This is a genomic window from Pseudomonas sp. HMSC066A08, from assembly GCF_001813025.1.
Classification (GTDB): Bacteria; Pseudomonadota; Gammaproteobacteria; order Pseudomonadales; family Pseudomonadaceae; genus Pseudomonas; species Pseudomonas aeruginosa.
The window spans coordinates 253,389-269,270 of record NZ_KV811281.1; the positions used below are offsets into that span (position 1 = coordinate 253,389).

Below are 15,882 nucleotides of genomic sequence, written 5' to 3' on the forward strand. Positions count from 1 at the left end.
TCGTGGGTTCGATTCCCATCGTCCACCCCATATTTCGAAGCGCCAGGCCTTGTGCCTGGCGTTTTCGTTTGCGCTTCACGATCTCTTCTCCGCTTGCCTTTCCGGCTCCCATCCCGCCCTCGTGGCGCGACGGCAGGTTGAACTTGTTCCGGGTCCGGCGCTCTTAAGCGAGCCCGTCGTTCCTGGCGGGTCCGTATATGCAGTCTGGGTGAAGCGACATGTCGATGAAATGGACCGAGCAGCGCTTGCGCAAGGCTCTCAAGCAGATGGCGAACAATCATGAATCGGCGGCGGTCGAGGTCATGCGCGCCGTCGAGCGGGCGAACGATCCGAAGCTGGCGCAGCGCCTGCTCGAGGTGATCGAGCAGATGCACCAGGATGCCGATGCGCTGCGCTCCATCGACGACGAAATCGCCAGCGGCGTGATCCGTTGCCAGTGAGGCCGTAGGCGTTCCGTGGTTCAGGGCTTTCCGGCGGAAGCGGGCTCATCCGGCCGGTTCGCCAGTTTCGGACGCAAGTTCGCACCCTGGGCTGTGTTCCGGTGAACGGTATAGGGTTGGCGGCCGCGGAAGGCGAAGGCGGTGAACATGTTCGTATTCTCTCTCGGTGCGTTTCAGAAACGGTGTTCCACGAGGGCGCCCAGGCCGAAGCTGTCATGCCGCTCTTCGGCGACAGCGGCGGAGCAGAGGCAGGCGAGCGTGCCGGCGAGGCGCAGGGAGGGGCTTCTCATGGGGATTCCTTTCGTTGCAGTCAGTGGCGTGCCTTGGTGTCTTGGTGGGCGAAGCGGTAGCCGAGCGCGTTCAGACCGTCGAAGTCGCGACTGAAGGTGTCCCCCAGGCCCTGGCCGCTGCCAGCCAGGATGGCGTGTGCGCTGTCGATGGGTTGCAGGATGAACTCGCCGGAGCGGGCTTCTCCGGCTTGCCCGCGTACCAGCAGAAAGCCGTCTTCGATCCTGATGCTCAGGCCGTTCAGGTAGCTGTGCCGGCCCGTGCTGGCTACGCGGTAGGTGCCGACGGCTTCGGTCCAGGCCTGGGGCAGGGGTGTCGGCTCGATGCGCTCGCCGAGGTAGGCGACCTGGCCGTGGCGGCGGGATACCAGGATTCGGCGTTGGCCGTAGCTGACCACGTCCAGTTGCAACTGTCCGGCGCTGTCCACGCCGACGGGCCAGAACCCCAGCAGTCTTTTTCTCGCCTGCAGCCAGCCCGAGGTGTCGCGCAACAGTTCCACGCGTTGTTCGCCGATATCTGCGTACAGGCGACCCCTGCGCTCGTACAGGCGAACCTGGCCTTGGCGGGTTGCGTAGCGACCGTATAGCTGTCGCCGCTCCTCCGGGCTGGGCACCTTCAGTGCGGGGGTGGGCGCGGGAGTGGGCTGTACGGTGGGGCGACGGGCGCCCTGCCTGACCTGCAGCATGAGCGACGCCGCTTGCCGGGCCAGGGACGCAGTGAGCGGCCCGCTGTCATCGGCGTTGCTCATGACAATGGCGGCGAGGCGCTGTTCCGGCAGCAGGACCAGGTGGGCGCTGAATCCTGGGGTGGTGCTGGCGTACTCATAGTGACGGATGCCCCCTTCCAGCGGCGCGGAGCCGCACGGGCTCAGGAACCAGGCCAGGCCCACCTAGCAGTCGAAGTCCAGGGTATTGCCGGCGTTCTGCTGGCGGAACATCTCCTCGACGGAGTGTTTCCGGAGAAGCTGGCGCTCTTTGTGGCGCCCGTTGGCGAACAGCATGCGGACGAAGCGGCTGAGGTCGACCGGGCTACTCCATAGGTCGTTGGTCGGGAGGTCGCTGGTGGCGGAGCCGGGGCGACCTCCGCTGCTGTAGCCGTGGGCGCGTTGCGCCTGGGGCAGGGCGTTCCTGGCGAAGCTGGAGCGAGTCATCTGCAAAGGGTCCAGCAGGTGCTCCCGCATGTGCTGCTCGAAGTGCTTTCCGGTGTTGCGCTCGATAGCCGCGCCGACCAGTTCGTAGCCAAGGTTGGAATAGGCGACCTGGGTTCCCGGCGGATTGCTCAGCCAGACGCCGGATACTTTCGCCGGCAGTTGGCCGAGTGAGCTCGGGCGTTCGCCGAACAGGGGCGGCAGGTGTTCGCCAGGAAGGCCGGACTGGTGGCTGAGCAGCCGGCGGAAAGTGATCGCGCGATCCGCCTCGCTCTGGTCGGCATGGAAGCGTGAACGTACGTAGAACTCGCGCAAGGTGTCCTGGAGCGGGGCGTCGAGAGAGAATTGGCCGCGTTCGGCCAGTTGCAGGGTCGCGCTGGCGATCAGTAGCTTGGACAGGTCGCCGGCGTGGAATGCGGTGTGCTCGCTGGCGTTGATCCTGTGCTGTCGGTCGGCGTAGCCGAAACCGCGGGCCCAGACCAGTTGCTGGTCATCGACCAGTGCCAGGGCGAGGCCGGGCACGTCCTGCCTTTCCATTTCCCGGCGGATGTGGCGTTGCAGATAGTCGATGACCTCGCCGTAGTTGCCCACGGCGGCGCTCGGCGCTGGCGGGGCGGGCGGCAGTCCGTGGCAGCCGCTGGTGCCGAGCAGGCAGCCGAGAAGGGAAAGATGCATTGCACGAAACATGGAACACCTGGCGGAAAGGCGAGGTGTCCCATGCTAGGGCGGGCCTGACTGGCAATCCTTACGGCTTTGTCAGCAATCTGTGAAAGATTGTTAAGCCTCCGCTGTCAGCGCGGCCGCTCCCAGGTCAGGCGGAAGGAGGCGCCTCCTTGTGGCGTTTCCAGCGCTTCCGCATGGCCGCCATGCCATTGCGCGACCCGGCGGACGATCGCCAGGCCCAGGCCGAAGCCGCCGGTGCTGCGATCGCGGCTGTCGTCCAGGCGCGAAAAGGGTTCGAAAATCTTCTGCCGGGCATCCGCCGGTATCCCGGGGCCGTCGTCGTTGACCCGTATCTGACAGCTGTCGCCTTGATCGAGGAGGGCGATGTCGACGCGTGAGTGTGCGTGGCGGATGGCGTTGCGCAGCAGGTTGATCACTGCGCGCGCCATGAAACGAGGCTCGATGCGGATCTGTTCGACCTGGCAGGCACTGATCTCGCAGGTGATTCCGGCGGCTTCGGCTTCCAGGGCGACGTCGGCGACGACGCTATCCAGCCAGCTCGCGGCGTCGACGATTTCCCGATGGCTCCCGACGTTGCCGTGCTCCAGGCGGGCGTAGGTCAGCAGTTCGGAGACCATTTCCTCCAGTTCGCCGAGATCGGCGCGCATGTCCTCTATCAGGTCGTGACGGACTTCGGCGTCGACCTGTTTGTTCAATTGCTCGAGCTCGAAGGACAGGCGGGAGATCGGCGTGCGCAATTCGTGGGATACCGCGTTGGTCAGTTCGCGTTGGTTGCTGATCAGGCTTTCGATGCGGTCGGCCATCTGGTTGAAGTGCTGGGCCAGGGTGCGGATGTCGGAACGTCGGAAAATGCGCGTGCGCGATGACAGGTCGCCGTCGCCGAAGCGTTGTGCGGCCAGGCGCAGGGTCTCGAGGTCGCGCCAGTGCGGGCGGACCCATACCAGCAGGGCGATGCCGACCAGCACGCCGAGCAGGATGTAGGCCAGCACGGTGAACAGCGGAGTCAGTGAGGGTTCCGGCGGTAGCTTGATGTCGAGCAGTTGCGGGCCCTCGTCGATGCGGCTGATGAATTCCGTGAAGTCCTCGCGTACCACCAGCAGGTTCTTGTCGAGGAGTGCCTGCTCCTCCTGCGTCAGCTTCGCCTGCCTGGCATCCGTCAGGCTCAGCTCGAGCCCGTAGTGGGGGCGCCAGTCTTCAAGCTGTCGCTGGCGCCCGGCCTGGTCCAGCGGGGCCAGCTTTTCCACCAGCGAATAGGCCTGGCCGCGAACGGCGTCGCGGTGATAGTTCTCGACGATGCTGTCATAGAACGCGTCGATGACATGGTCGACCACGAAGATCGCGGCGGCGAACCCCAGGGCCAGCAGCAGGTAGAGGCGCAGGAACAGGCGCAGCATTCAGAGCTCCCAGCCCAGCGGGTTGAACAGGTAGCCCTTGCCCCAGACGGTCTTGATCCGGACCGGCTCGCGCGGATTGTCCTTCAGTTTATTGCGCAGCTTGCTGATGCAGACGTCGACGCTACGGTTCAGGCCGTCGAAGCCGATGCCGCGGATCTGGTTGAGGATCTCGTCGCGGGAAAGTATTTCCCCTGCCTGGCTGGCCAGCAGCCAGAGCAGTTCGAACTCCATCGTGGTCAGCTCGATGCCGCGGCCTTCGAGTTCCGCTTCGCGCCGGCGCCGGTCGATGTTCAGCTTGCCGAATGCCAGGCTTTCCGGAGAGGCGGGAAGGGGTGCGTGCCGGCGCATCAGGGCGCGCAGGCGGGCGAGCAGCACCGGTGGCTCGATCGGCTTGATCACGTAGTCGTCTGCGCCGGACTCCAGGCCGAGGATGTGATCGAGATCGTCCTCCTGGGCGGTGAGTATGAGGATCGGCAGGTTCGCGACCCGGCGGATCTCCCGGCACACCTGCAGGCCATTCTGTCCGGGGAGCATGAGGTCGAGAACCACCACTTGCGGCTTGAAGTCGAGGAAGGCGGCGAACGCGGCATCGCCGCGATGCACCTGGCGCACTTCGAAACCATGCTGGGAAAGGAAGCTGGCGATCAGGCGGGCGAGCTTCTGGTCGTCTTCGACGAGCAATACCTTGCTGAGGGTTGGGCAGTCCATAGGGTTTCATTGGTCGGAGCGGAATCGGCAGGCATTATATGCACCCGCTTCCGGCGAAGCTCCAGCGACGCGTTCGAGACCAGGCTGCGATCGGTGGAAGCGGCCGGAAACACCCCGGGGATCCGCCTGCACCCTGGCGGGGTGACTTCTGCTTTTCCCTCTACTAGAATGCATGCCCTTGATTCTGGGAGCCGGAAGGACCGGCTTACGTCTGTGCAACGAGGAATATCCATGCAAGTTTCTGTTGAAAGCACTTCCGCTCTTGAGCGCCGCATGACCGTTGGTGTGCCTGCCGAGCGTATCGAGACCGAAGTCAACAAGCGTCTGCAGCAGACCGCCCGTCGTGCCAAGATTCCAGGTTTCCGCCCCGGCAAGGTGCCGATGAGTGTCATTCGTCAGCGCTACGAAGCTTCCGCGCGCCAGGAAGCCATGGGCGATCTGATCCAGGAAACCTTCTACGAAGCCGTGGTCGAGCAGAAGCTGAATCCGGCCGGCTCGCCGTCGGTAGAGCCCAAATCCTTCGAGAAAGGCAAGGACCTGGAATACATCGCAACCTTCGAAGTCTTCCCGGAATTCACCGTTTCCGGCCTGGAAGACATCAAGGTCGAGCGCCTGCAGGCCGAAGTTTCCGATGCTGATGTCGACAACATGCTCGACGTCCTGCGCAAGCAGAACACCCGTTTCGAAGTGGTCGAGCGTGCCGCCCAGAACGATGACCAGTTGAACATCGACTTCGTCGGCAAGATCGACGGCGAAGCCTTCGCCGGCGGTTCCGCCAAGGGCACCCTGCTGGTACTGGGCTCCGGTCGCATGATCGCCGGCTTCGAAGAAGGGCTGGTGGGGGCGAAGGCCGGTGAAGAGCGCGTGCTCAACCTGACCTTCCCCGAGGACTACCAGAACCTGGACCTGGCCAACAAGGCTGCCGAGTTCACCGTTACCGTCAATAGCGTTGCCGAGCCCAAGCTGCCGGAGCTGAACGAAGAGTTCTTCGCTCTGTTCGGCGTGAAGGAAACCGGCCTCGATGGCTTCCGTGCCGAAGTGCAGAAGAACATGGAGCGCGAGCTGCGCCAGGCGATCAAGTCCAAGGTCAAGAACCAGGTCATGGAAGGTCTGCTGCAGGCCAACCCGATCGAAGTGCCCAAGGCCCTGATCGGCAACGAAGTGAACCGTCTGCGTGTGCAGGCCGTCCAGCAGTTCGGTGGCAATATCAAGCCTGACCAACTGCCGGCCGAGCTGTTCGAAGAGCAGGCCAAGCGCCGTGTGGTGCTGGGCCTGATAGTCGCCGAAGTGGTCAAGCAGCACGAGCTGAAGGCCGACGAAGGTCGCGTTCGCGAAATGATCGAGGAAATGGCCTCGGCCTACCAGGAGCCCGAGCAGGTCGTCGCCTGGTACTTCAAGAACGAGCCCCAGCTGAACGAAGTCCGTTCTGTTGTACTGGAAGAACAAGTCGTAGATACTGTCCTGCAAAAGGCCACTGTGACCGATAAGCAGGTATCCTACGAAGAAGCGGTCAAGCCGGCCGAAGCTCCGCAAGCGGCCTGATTCGTTCCTCTCGTTCGAATCCCACAAGCCAGCCTTAGTGCTGGCTTGTGCGTCTTTGAGGCTTCACTATCTGTTAGGGAGTGATCGCAAGACATGTCTCGCAACTCTTTTATTCCGCACGTTCCCGATATCCAGGCCGCCGGTGGCCTGGTGCCCATGGTGGTGGAGCAGTCCGCCCGCGGCGAGCGCGCCTACGACATCTATTCGCGCCTGCTGAAGGAGCGGATCATCTTCCTGGTCGGCCAGGTCGAGGACTACATGGCCAACCTGGTGGTTGCCCAGTTGCTGTTCCTGGAGGCTGAAAATCCCGAGAAGGACATTCATCTCTACATCAACTCGCCGGGCGGTTCGGTGACTGCCGGGATGTCCATCTACGACACCATGCAGTTCATCAAGCCCAACGTCTCGACCACCTGTATCGGCCAGGCGTGCAGCATGGGTGCCCTGCTGCTCGCGGGTGGTGCCGCCGGCAAGCGCTACTGCCTGCCGCATTCGCGGATGATGATCCACCAGCCGCTGGGCGGTTTCCAGGGCCAGGCCTCGGATATCGAGATCCATGCCAAGGAAATCCTCTTCATCAAGGAGCGTCTGAACCAGATCCTGGCGCACCACACCGGCCAGCCCCTGGACGTCATTGCCCGCGATACCGATCGTGACCGCTTCATGAGCGGTGACGAAGCCGTCAAGTATGGCCTGATCGACAAGGTCATGACCCAGCGCGACCTGGCCGTCTAAGGCTCCGCAATACTGGCGGTCGAGACATTCGGCCGCCTCGTGGGCTTGAAAATGCCCACAATTGCCTTCATCTTGTGTTTGAAGCTACCCATTGGATCGATCGAATGACTGATACCCGCAACGGCGAGGACAACGGCAAGCTGCTGTATTGCTCCTTCTGCGGCAAGAGCCAGCACGAAGTGCGCAAGTTGATTGCCGGCCCCTCGGTCTTTATCTGCGACGAGTGTGTCGACCTGTGCAATGACATCATCCGCGAGGAGGTGCAGGAAGCGCAGGCGGAAAGTAGTGGGCACAAACTTCCGGCGCCGAAAGAGATCCGCACCATCCTCGATCAGTACGTGATCGGGCAGGAGCGGGCCAAGAAGGTTCTGGCGGTAGCGGTATACAACCACTACAAGCGCCTCAACCAGCGTGACAAGAAGGACGATATCGAGCTCGGCAAGAGCAACATTCTGATGATCGGCCCAACCGGCTCGGGCAAGACCCTGCTGGCCGAGACCCTCGCACGTCTGCTGAACGTGCCGTTCACCATCGCCGATGCGACCACGCTGACGGAAGCGGGCTACGTGGGCGAGGATGTCGAGAACATCATCCAGAAACTCTTGCAGAAGTGCGATTACGATGTAGAGAAGGCCCAGATGGGCATCGTCTACATCGACGAGATCGACAAGATTTCCCGGAAATCGGACAACCCCTCCATCACTCGCGACGTCTCCGGCGAGGGTGTGCAGCAGGCCCTGCTGAAGCTCATCGAGGGCACCGTTGCCTCGGTACCGCCGCAGGGCGGTCGCAAGCATCCGCAGCAGGAGTTCCTGCAGGTCGATACGCGCAACATCCTGTTCATCTGCGGCGGCGCTTTCGCCGGTCTGGAGCGGGTCATCCAGAACCGTTCCGCGCGCGGCGGCATCGGTTTCAATGCCGAAGTGCGCAGTCAGGAGATGGGCAAGAAGGTCGGCGAGGCGTTCAAGGAAGTCGAGCCGGAAGATCTCGTCAAGTTCGGTCTTATTCCCGAATTTGTAGGGCGTCTGCCGGTGATCGCGACTCTTGATGAGCTCGACGAGGCTGCGCTCATGCAGATCCTGACCGAGCCGAAGAACGCTCTCACCAAGCAGTACGCCAAGCTGTTCGAGATGGAAGGTGTCGATCTCGAATTCCGTCCGGACGCACTCAAGGCGGTTGCCCGCAAGGCGCTCGAACGCAAGACCGGTGCACGTGGCTTGCGTTCAATTCTCGAAGGTATCCTTCTCGATACCATGTACGAGATTCCCTCCCAGCAGGATGTCAGCAAGGTGGTCATCGATGAGAGTGTCATCGATGGCTCGTCGCAACCCCTGATGATCTACGAGAACAGCGAAAAGCCAGCCAAGGCTGCGCCTGAGGCATGAAAGAGCAGGGGCCTTCGGGCCCCTTTTCTTTTCCGACTGGCACGCTTGTTTTTTCCCGGGCCTAACCCCATCTTAGGCTGAAAGGTCTTCCTATCTGTTTCGTGGCCAAGTGCCGCTGTAGAGCCGACATTATGAAAACACTCGTCGAATTGCCCTTGCTGCCGCTACGTGACGTGGTGGTGTACCCGCACATGGTCATCCCGTTGTTCGTCGGTCGGGAAAAGTCCATCGAGGCCCTGGAGGCAGCGATGACCGGCGACAAGCAAATCCTTCTGCTGGCGCAGAAAAACCCTGCGGACGACGATCCGGGCGAAGATGGCCTGTACCGCATGGGTACGGTCGCCACCGTGCTGCAGTTGCTCAAGCTGCCGGATGGCACCGTCAAGGTGTTGGTCGAAGGCGAGCAGCGCGGCCAGGTCGAGCGCTTCATCGAGGAGGAAGGGCACATTCGTGCCGCGGTCCAGGCCATCGACGATGCCAATGTCGGCGAGCGCGAGGCCGAGGTCTTCACTCGCAGCCTGCTGAGCCAGTTCGAGCAATACGTCCAGTTGGGCAAGAAAGTCCCCGCCGAGGTGCTTTCCTCGCTGAACAGCATCGACGAGCCTAGCAGGCTGGTCGATACCATGGCCGCGCACATGGCGCTGAAGATCGAGCAGAAACAGGACATCCTGGAAATCACCGACCTGTCGTCGCGGGTCGAGCATGTCCTGGCGCTGCTGGATGCCGAGATCGACCTGCTGCAGGTGGAAAAGCGTATCCGCGGCCGGGTCAAGAAGCAGATGGAGCGCAGCCAGCGCGAGTACTACCTGAATGAGCAGATGAAGGCCATTCAGAAGGAACTCGGCGATATCGACGAAGGGCACAACGAAGTCGAGGAGCTGAAGAAGCGCATCGACGCCGCCGGCCTGACCAAGGAGGCGCACGCCAAGGCCACTGCCGAGCTGAACAAGCTCAAGCAGATGTCGCCGATGTCGGCGGAAGCCACCGTGGTGCGTTCCTACATAGACTGGCTGCTGAACGTGCCGTGGAAGGCCGAGAGCAAGGTGCGCCATGATCTCGCCAAGGCGGAAGACATCCTCGATGCCGACCATTACGGCCTGGAAGAGGTCAAGGAGCGCATTCTCGAGTATCTCGCCGTGCAAAAGCGGGTGAAGAAGCTCAAGGGCCCGGTTCTTTGCCTGGTGGGGCCGCCCGGCGTGGGCAAGACCTCCCTGGCCGAATCCATCGCCCGCGCCACCAATCGCAAGTTCGTGCGCATGGCGCTCGGCGGCGTGCGTGACGAGGCCGAGATCCGTGGTCACCGTCGTACCTATATCGGCTCCATGCCGGGCCGCCTGATCCAGAAAATGACCAAGGTCGGCGTGCGCAACCCGCTGTTCCTCCTCGACGAAATCGACAAGATGGGCAGCGACATGCGCGGGGACCCCGCCTCGGCGCTGCTCGAGGTGCTCGACCCGGAGCAGAACCACAACTTCAACGATCATTACCTGGAAGTCGACTACGACCTGTCCGACGTGATGTTCCTCTGCACCGCGAACTCGATGAACATCCCGGCGCCCCTGCTGGATCGGATGGAAGTCATCCGCCTGCCGGGCTACACCGAGGACGAGAAGGTCAATATCGCCTCCAAGTACCTGATTCCGAAGCAGGTCCAGGCCAACGGCCTGAAGAAGGGCGAGCTGACCTTCGAGGAAGGCGCCCTGCGCGACATCATTCGTTACTACACCCGCGAAGCCGGGGTGCGCAGTCTCGAGCGACAGATCGCCAAGGTCTGCCGCAAGGCGGTGAAGGAGCATGCCAAGCTCAAGCGTATCCAGGCGGTGGTGTCCAGCGAGACGCTGGAGAACTACCTCGGCGTGCGCAAGTTCCGTTATGGCCTAGCCGAACAGCAGGACCAGATCGGCCAGGTGACCGGGCTGGCCTGGACCCAGGTCGGCGGCGAGTTGCTCACCATCGAGGCGGCCGTGGTACCCGGCAAGGGCCAGTTGACCAAGACCGGATCGCTGGGCGACGTGATGGCGGAATCGATCACCGCGGCGTTGACCGTGGTGCGCAGCCGCGCCCAGAGTCTAGGAATCGCGGCGGACTTCCACGAGAAGCGCGACATCCATATCCACGTTCCGGAAGGCGCTACGCCGAAGGATGGTCCGAGCGCAGGCATCGGCATGTGCACGGCGCTGGTTTCGGCGATCACGCAGATCCCGGTGCGCGCCGACGTGGCAATGACCGGGGAGATCACCCTGCGTGGGCAGGTGCTGGCGATCGGCGGGCTGAAAGAAAAACTTTTGGCGGCGCACCGCGGCGGGATCAAGACGGTGATCATTCCCGAGGAAAATGTTCGCGACCTGAAGGAAATTCCGGACAATATTAAGAGTGATCTGGTTATTAAACCGGTTAAATGGATTGACGAAGTCCTGCAAATTGCGCTGCAATACGCCCCGGAGCCCTTGCCCGATGCGGCTCCGGAGATGGTTGCAAAGGATGAAAAACGCGAGCCTGATTCCAAGGAGCGAATTAGCACGCATTAGTCGGTAGGTATTCTTGACACTGTTTTTGGGCCCTTGTTATAAAGCGGCACTTGCTGAGTCAGTTGGCCTACCAGCACAGAATTTCCTTACACCTAACACATAGAAACATACTCAACAGAAATAAGGGGACTTAGAGTGAACAAGTCGGAACTGATCGATGCAATTGCCGCATCTGCTGATATCCCGAAAGCTGTTGCCGGTCGCGCACTGGACGCAGTGATCGAGTCCGTCACTGGCGCCCTGAAGGCTGGTGACTCCGTCGTGCTGGTTGGTTTCGGCACCTTCGCTGTCAAAGAGCGCGCTGCTCGCACCGGTCGCAACCCGCAAACTGGCAAGCCGATCAAGATCGCCGCTGCCAAGATCCCGGGCTTCAAAGCCGGTAAAGCCCTGAAGGATGCTGTCAACTAAGCGTCTTTTTGGACTTGTTCTACCCAGGTCGGCCAAGGCTGGCCTGGCTGCGGAGCGGTAGTTCAGTCGGTTAGAATACCGGCCTGTCACGCCGGGGGTCGCGGGTTCGAGTCCCGTCCGCTCCGCCAGTTACGAGAAGGCGCATCCTCGGATGCGCCTTTCTTATATCCGCATCTCTTACCCACGCCGCGCCGCCCAAGACGGCTGGTCGTGGCAGTTTTTGGGGGCTGCATGCTGCAGAACATCAGGGATAATTCCCAGGGCTGGATCGCCAAGACCATCATTGGCGTGATCATCGTTCTCCTGTCGCTGACCGGCTTCGACGCGATCATCCGGGCCACCGACCACTCCAACGTGGCCGCCAAGGTCAACGGCGACGATATCAGTCTCAATGAAGTCCAACAGGCCGTGGACATGCAGCGTCGCCAGCTGCTGCAGCGCCTGGGCAAGGATTTCGATCCGTCCATGCTGGATGACAAGCTGCTCAAGGAAGCGGCCCTGAAGGGGCTGATCGAGCGTACCCTGCTGCTCCAGGCCGCCAAGGACGACAAGTTCGCCTTCTCCGACCAGGCGCTGGACCAGTTGATTCTGCAAACTCCCGAGTTCCAGGTCGACGGCAAGTTCAACGCGGATCGCTTCGACCAGGTCATCCGCCAGATGAACTACAGCCGCATGCAGTTCCGCCAGATGCTCGGCCAGGAAATGCTCATCGGCCAGCTTCGCGCCGGCCTTGCGGGCACCGGTTTCGTCACCGACAACGAATTGCAGTCCTTCGCTCGCCTCGAGAAGCAGACCCGCGACTTCGCCACCCTGGCGATCAAGGCCGACGCGTCCAAGAACAGCGTGAGCGACGACGAGGTGAAGGCCTTCTACGAAGGCCACAAGAGCGAGTTCATGACTCCCGAGCAGGTGGTCGTCGAATACGTGGAGCTGAAGAAGTCCTCCTTCTTCGACCAGGTCAAGGTGAAGCAGGAAGACCTCGAGGCGCTGTACCAGAAGGAAATCGCCAACCTTTCCGAGCAACGCGATGCCGCACACATCCTGATCGAGGTGAACGACAAGGTCGGCGACGAGCAGGCCAAGGCGAAGATCGACGAGATCAAGGCTCGCCTGGCCAAGGGTGAGGATTTCGCCACGCTGGCCAAGGAGTTCTCCCAGGATATCGGCTCGGCCGCCACCGGCGGCGACCTGGGCTACGCCGGCCGCGGCGTGTACGACCCCGCGTTCGAGGAGGCGCTGTATGCGCTGAAGCAAGGGGAGGTATCCGCCCCGGTGAAGACTCCGTACGGCTACCACCTGATCAAGCTGCTGGGCGTGCAGGCGCCGGAAGTACCGAGCCTGGAAAGCCTCAAGCCGAAGCTCGAGGACGAACTGAAGAAACAGATGGTCGAGCAGCGCTTCGTCGAGGCTACCAAGGACCTGGAAAGCTCCGCCTACGAAGCCGCCGACCTGAGCCAGCCGGCGCAGGAAATGGGCCTGAAGGTCCAGACCAGCCAGCCGTTCGGACGTTCGGGGGGCGACGGCATCGCTGCCAACCGCCAGATCGTGCAGACCGCGTTCAGCGCCGAGGTGCTGGAAGAAGCGGCCAACAGTGGTGCCATCGAGCTGGATCCGGACACCGTGGTGGTGCTGCGGGTCAAGGAACACAACAAGCCGAAGGAGCAACCGCTGGAGCAGGTCGCGGCGAACATCCGCGAGCGCCTGGCCGCCGAAAAGGCCGCCGAGGAGGCGCAGAAGCGTGGCGAGTCCCTGATCGCAGAGCTGCGTGAAGGCCGTACCTCTTCCGCAGCGGGTGAGTCGTGGAAAGTGGTCGAGGCGGCCTCCCGGGGCCACGAAGGCGTCGATCCGAAACTGCTCCAGGCGGTGTTCCGCATGCAGCGTCCGGAGGCCAAGGACAAGCCTTCGTTCTCTGGCGTGACCCTGGCCAATGGCGATTACGTGGTGATCCGCCTGAATGGCGTCAGCGAGCCGGAGGAGGCTATCTCCGACGACGAAAAGGCCATGTACCGCCGTTTCCTGGCTTCGCGCAGCGGACAGGAAGACTTCGCCGCTTTCCGCCGTCAGTTGCAGGACAAGGCGGAAGTCGAGAAATACTGAGACGAGATGCAGAGAGAAGGTCGCTTAAGCGGCCTTTTCTTTATCCCGCCCATGAAAAAGGCCGCTTCGAGCGGCCTTTTCCTTGTATGGGGTGTTCAGTCGTCGTCCAGCGGGCCCATGGCGGTAGTGTTGAAGCCGCCATCGACATAGAGGATCTCGCCACTGATACCGCTGGCCAGGTCCGAACAGAGGAAGGCACCGGCATTGCCGACTTCCTCGATGGTGACGTTGCGCCGCAGCGGCGTCTGCCGCTCGTTGGCGGCCAGCATCTTGCGGAAGCTCTTGATCCCGGAGGCGGCGAGCGTTCGGATCGGTCCGGCGGAAACCGCATTGACCCGGGTGCCTTCCGCGCCCAGGCTACCGGCCAGGTAGCGGACCCCGGCCTCCAGGCTGGCTTTGGCCATGCCCATTACGTTGTAGTTCGGCATGGTCCGTTCGGCGCCCAGGTAGGAGAGGGTCAGCAGGCTGCCGTTGCGGCCCTTCATCATTTCCCGTCCGGCCTTGGCCAGGGCGATGAAGCTGTAGGCGCTGATGTCGTGTGCGATGCGGAAGCCCTCGCGGGTGGTCACCGCGGTGAAGTCGCCGTCGAGCTGATCGCCTGGAGCGAATCCGACGGAGTGGACGATGATGTCCAGGCCGTCCCAGTGCTTGCCCAGGGCGGCGAACACCGCTTCGATCTGGCTGTCGTCGGCCACGTCACAGGGGAAGCACAGCTCCGGCCGCGAGCCCCAGCCGCTGGCGAATTCCTCCACCCGGCCCCTGAGCTTGTCGTTCTGGTAGGTGAAGGCCAGTTCGGCGCCTTCCCGGTGCATGGCGGCGGCGATGCCGGAAGCGATGGAGAGCTTGCTGGCGACTCCGACGATCAGGGCGCGTTTTCCTGTGAGAAATCCCATTGTCCGTTCCTTGTCTGCTACTCAGTTTTCCGCGCTTGCCGGGGCCATGAAGGCAGCCTCCAGCAATTGCTGCGTATAGGGATGTTGCGGCGAGGCGAAAACCGCTTCGGCGCTGCCCTGTTCCACCACCTTGCCATGTCGAACCACCATCAGCTGGTGGCTGAGCGCCTTGACCACCGCCAGGTCGTGGCTGATGAACAGGTAGGTGAGGTTGTACTTGCCCTGCAGTTGCCGCAGCAATTCCACGACCTGGCGCTGCACGGTGCGGTCGAGCGCCGAGGTTGGTTCGTCGAGCAGGATCAGCGCCGGTTTCAGCACCAGTGCCCGGGCGATGGCGATGCGCTGGCGCTGGCCGCCGGAGAATTCGTGGGGGTAACGGTAGCGGGTCTGCGGATCGAGCCCGACCTCCACCAGCGCGTCGATGATCGCCTGCTCCTGTTCGGCCTCGCTGCCGATCCTATGGATGCGCAGGCCTTCGCCGACGATCTCGCCGACACACATGCGTGGGCTCAGGCTGCCATACGGGTCCTGGAATACCACCTGCATCTCGCGGCGCAGCGGGCGCACGTCATGTTGCGCGAGACCGTCCAGCCGGGTGCCTTCGAAGCGGATGCCGCCCTGGCTTTCCAGCAGCCGCAGGATCGCCAGGCCAAGGGTCGACTTGCCCGAGCCGCTTTCGCCAACGATGCCCAGCGTCTGCCCGCGGGGTAGTTCGAAATTGACCCCGTCGACCGCCTTGACGTGGTCCACGGTGCGGCGGAACACGCCTTTGCGGATCGGGAACCAGACCCGCAGGTCGTCCACCGCCAACAGGGTTTCACCCGGCGGGTTGCTTGCCGGCGCACCGCTGGGCTCGGCGTTGAGCAGTTCGCGGGTATAGGGGTGTCGCGGGGTTGCGAAGAGTTCCTGGCAGGAAGCCTGCTCGACGATCCGCCCTTGTTGCATGACGCAGACGCGGTGGGCGATGCGTCGGACCAGGTTGAGGTCGTGGGTGATCAGCAGCAGGGACATGCCCAGGCGTGCCTGCAGGTCCTTGAGCAGATCGAGGATCTTCAACTGGACGGTGACATCGAGTGCGGTGGTCGGTTCGTCGGCGATCAGCAGTTGCGGCTCGCAGGCCAGGGCCATGGCGATCATCACCCGCTGCCGCTGGCCGCCGGAGAGTTCGTGTGGATAGGCTTTCAGGCGCTTGGCCGGCTCGGGGATGCCGACCAGCTCGAGCAGTTCGAGAATTCTCGCGCTGGCCTTGGCGCCACCCAGACCCTTGTGCAGGGCGAGGACCTCGGCGAGCTGCTTCTCGATGGTATGCAGCGGATTGAGCGAGGTCATGGGTTCCTGGAAGACCATGGCAATGCGGTTGCCGCGGATCCCGCGCAGGCGCCGTTCCGGGAGCTTGAGCAGATCCTCGCCCTGGTAGTGGATGCTGCCTGTTGGGTGTCTGGCGACGGAGTAGGGCAGCAGGCGCAGGATCGAGTGGGCGGTAACCGACTTGCCCGAGCCGCTTTCGCCGACCAGGGCCAGGGTCTCGCCCTGGCGGATGTCGAAGCTGACGCCTTCGACCACCCGCTGGCGTTGCTCGCCGGAGAGGAATTCGACGGCGAGGTCGCGGATTTCCAGAATGTTCTCGCTCATC

Annotated in this window: 11 protein-coding genes, 1 tRNA gene and 1 pseudogene; 8 read left to right on the forward strand and 5 right to left on the reverse strand. The window is 62.7% G+C overall.

Translation table 11 applies throughout. The annotated features are described in order from the left end of the window. Positions 1-218: 218 nt before the first annotated feature. Positions 219-440: a hypothetical protein gene (locus HMPREF2886_RS08055; protein ID WP_003087901.1), complete on the forward strand. Its 222-nt coding sequence runs from the start codon at positions 219-221 to the stop codon at positions 438-440. Positions 441-750: 310 nt separating this feature from the next. Here the strand turns inward: HMPREF2886_RS08055 and HMPREF2886_RS08060 are convergent. From HMPREF2886_RS08060 to parR, 3 genes and pseudogenes are all read right to left on the reverse strand, one after another. After that, a pseudogene (locus HMPREF2886_RS08060) lies at positions 751-2,562 on the reverse strand (serine hydrolase domain-containing protein). A 104-nt stretch (positions 2,563-2,666) separates the two neighbouring features. Then, entirely contained in the window at positions 2,667-3,953 is a 1,287-nt protein-coding gene (gene parS / locus HMPREF2886_RS08065) for a sensor histidine kinase ParS (protein WP_033971716.1), read from the reverse strand. After that, complete coding sequence (parR, locus tag HMPREF2886_RS08070; protein ID WP_024917105.1) at positions 3,954-4,661, reverse strand: response regulator transcription factor ParR; 708 nt, start codon at positions 4,659-4,661, stop codon at positions 3,954-3,956. Positions 4,662-4,892: 231 nt separating this feature from the next. Between parR and tig the strand changes: the two genes are divergently transcribed. From tig to HMPREF2886_RS08105, 7 genes are all read left to right on the forward strand, one after another. Then, entirely contained in the window at positions 4,893-6,203 is a 1,311-nt protein-coding gene (gene tig / locus HMPREF2886_RS08075; RefSeq protein ID WP_003087920.1) for a trigger factor, read from the forward strand. Positions 6,204-6,296: 93 nt separating this feature from the next. Next, positions 6,297-6,938, forward strand: a complete 642-nt coding sequence (clpP, locus tag HMPREF2886_RS08080) for an ATP-dependent Clp endopeptidase proteolytic subunit ClpP (RefSeq protein WP_003098129.1) — start codon at positions 6,297-6,299, stop codon at positions 6,936-6,938. A 104-nt stretch (positions 6,939-7,042) separates the two neighbouring features. Continuing rightward, positions 7,043-8,323: an ATP-dependent Clp protease ATP-binding subunit ClpX gene (clpX, locus tag HMPREF2886_RS08085; RefSeq protein ID WP_003087924.1), complete on the forward strand. Its 1,281-nt coding sequence runs from the start codon at positions 7,043-7,045 to the stop codon at positions 8,321-8,323. 131 nt (positions 8,324-8,454) lie between these two features. Continuing rightward, on the forward strand, positions 8,455-10,851 hold the full coding sequence (lon, locus tag HMPREF2886_RS08090; RefSeq protein WP_033971717.1) for an endopeptidase La: 2,397 nt from the start codon (positions 8,455-8,457) through the stop codon (positions 10,849-10,851). A 135-nt stretch (positions 10,852-10,986) separates the two neighbouring features. Further along, entirely contained in the window at positions 10,987-11,259 is a 273-nt protein-coding gene (hupB, locus tag HMPREF2886_RS08095; RefSeq protein WP_003087931.1) for a nucleoid-associated protein HU-beta, read from the forward strand. Positions 11,260-11,310: 51 nt separating this feature from the next. After that, positions 11,311-11,387 (forward strand) — tRNA-Asp (locus HMPREF2886_RS08100). Between the two features lie 103 nt (positions 11,388-11,490). Next, entirely contained in the window at positions 11,491-13,356 is a 1,866-nt protein-coding gene (locus tag HMPREF2886_RS08105; RefSeq protein WP_033977246.1) for a SurA N-terminal domain-containing protein, read from the forward strand. A 95-nt stretch (positions 13,357-13,451) separates the two neighbouring features. Here the strand turns inward: HMPREF2886_RS08105 and fabI are convergent, their stop codons facing one another. Together fabI and HMPREF2886_RS08115 are read right to left on the reverse strand one after the other, a co-directional pair. Continuing rightward, positions 13,452-14,249 carry an enoyl-ACP reductase FabI gene (gene fabI / locus HMPREF2886_RS08110; RefSeq protein WP_003087936.1) on the reverse strand — a complete coding sequence of 266 codons (798 nt, stop codon included), beginning with the start codon at positions 14,247-14,249 and terminating at the stop codon, positions 13,452-13,454. Between the two features lie 21 nt (positions 14,250-14,270). Next, positions 14,271-15,881, reverse strand: a complete 1,611-nt coding sequence (locus HMPREF2886_RS08115) for an ABC transporter ATP-binding protein (RefSeq protein ID WP_070747091.1) — start codon at positions 15,879-15,881, stop codon at positions 14,271-14,273. Position 15,882: the final 1 nt, after the last annotated feature.

Excerpts from the sequence above, each read along its gene's own strand:
- HMPREF2886_RS08055 (WP_003087901.1), top strand. The coding sequence starts at position 219 with ATGTCGATGAAATGGACCGAGCAGCGCTTGCGCAAGGCTCTCAAGCAG.
- parS (WP_033971716.1), bottom strand. The coding sequence starts at position 3,953 with ATGCTGCGCCTGTTCCTGCGCCTCTACCTGCTGCTGGCCCTGGGGTTC.
- parR (WP_024917105.1), bottom strand. The coding sequence starts at position 4,661 with ATGGACTGCCCAACCCTCAGCAAGGTATTGCTCGTCGAAGACGACCAG.
- tig (WP_003087920.1), top strand. The coding sequence starts at position 4,893 with ATGCAAGTTTCTGTTGAAAGCACTTCCGCTCTTGAGCGCCGCATGACC.
- clpP (WP_003098129.1), top strand. The coding sequence starts at position 6,297 with ATGTCTCGCAACTCTTTTATTCCGCACGTTCCCGATATCCAGGCCGCC.
- clpX (WP_003087924.1), top strand. The coding sequence starts at position 7,043 with ATGACTGATACCCGCAACGGCGAGGACAACGGCAAGCTGCTGTATTGC.
- lon (WP_033971717.1), top strand. The coding sequence starts at position 8,455 with ATGAAAACACTCGTCGAATTGCCCTTGCTGCCGCTACGTGACGTGGTG.
- HMPREF2886_RS08105 (WP_033977246.1), top strand. The coding sequence starts at position 11,491 with ATGCTGCAGAACATCAGGGATAATTCCCAGGGCTGGATCGCCAAGACC.
- fabI (WP_003087936.1), bottom strand. The coding sequence starts at position 14,249 with ATGGGATTTCTCACAGGAAAACGCGCCCTGATCGTCGGAGTCGCCAGC.
- HMPREF2886_RS08115 (WP_070747091.1), bottom strand. The coding sequence starts at position 15,881 with ATGAGCGAGAACATTCTGGAAATCCGCGACCTCGCCGTCGAATTCCTC.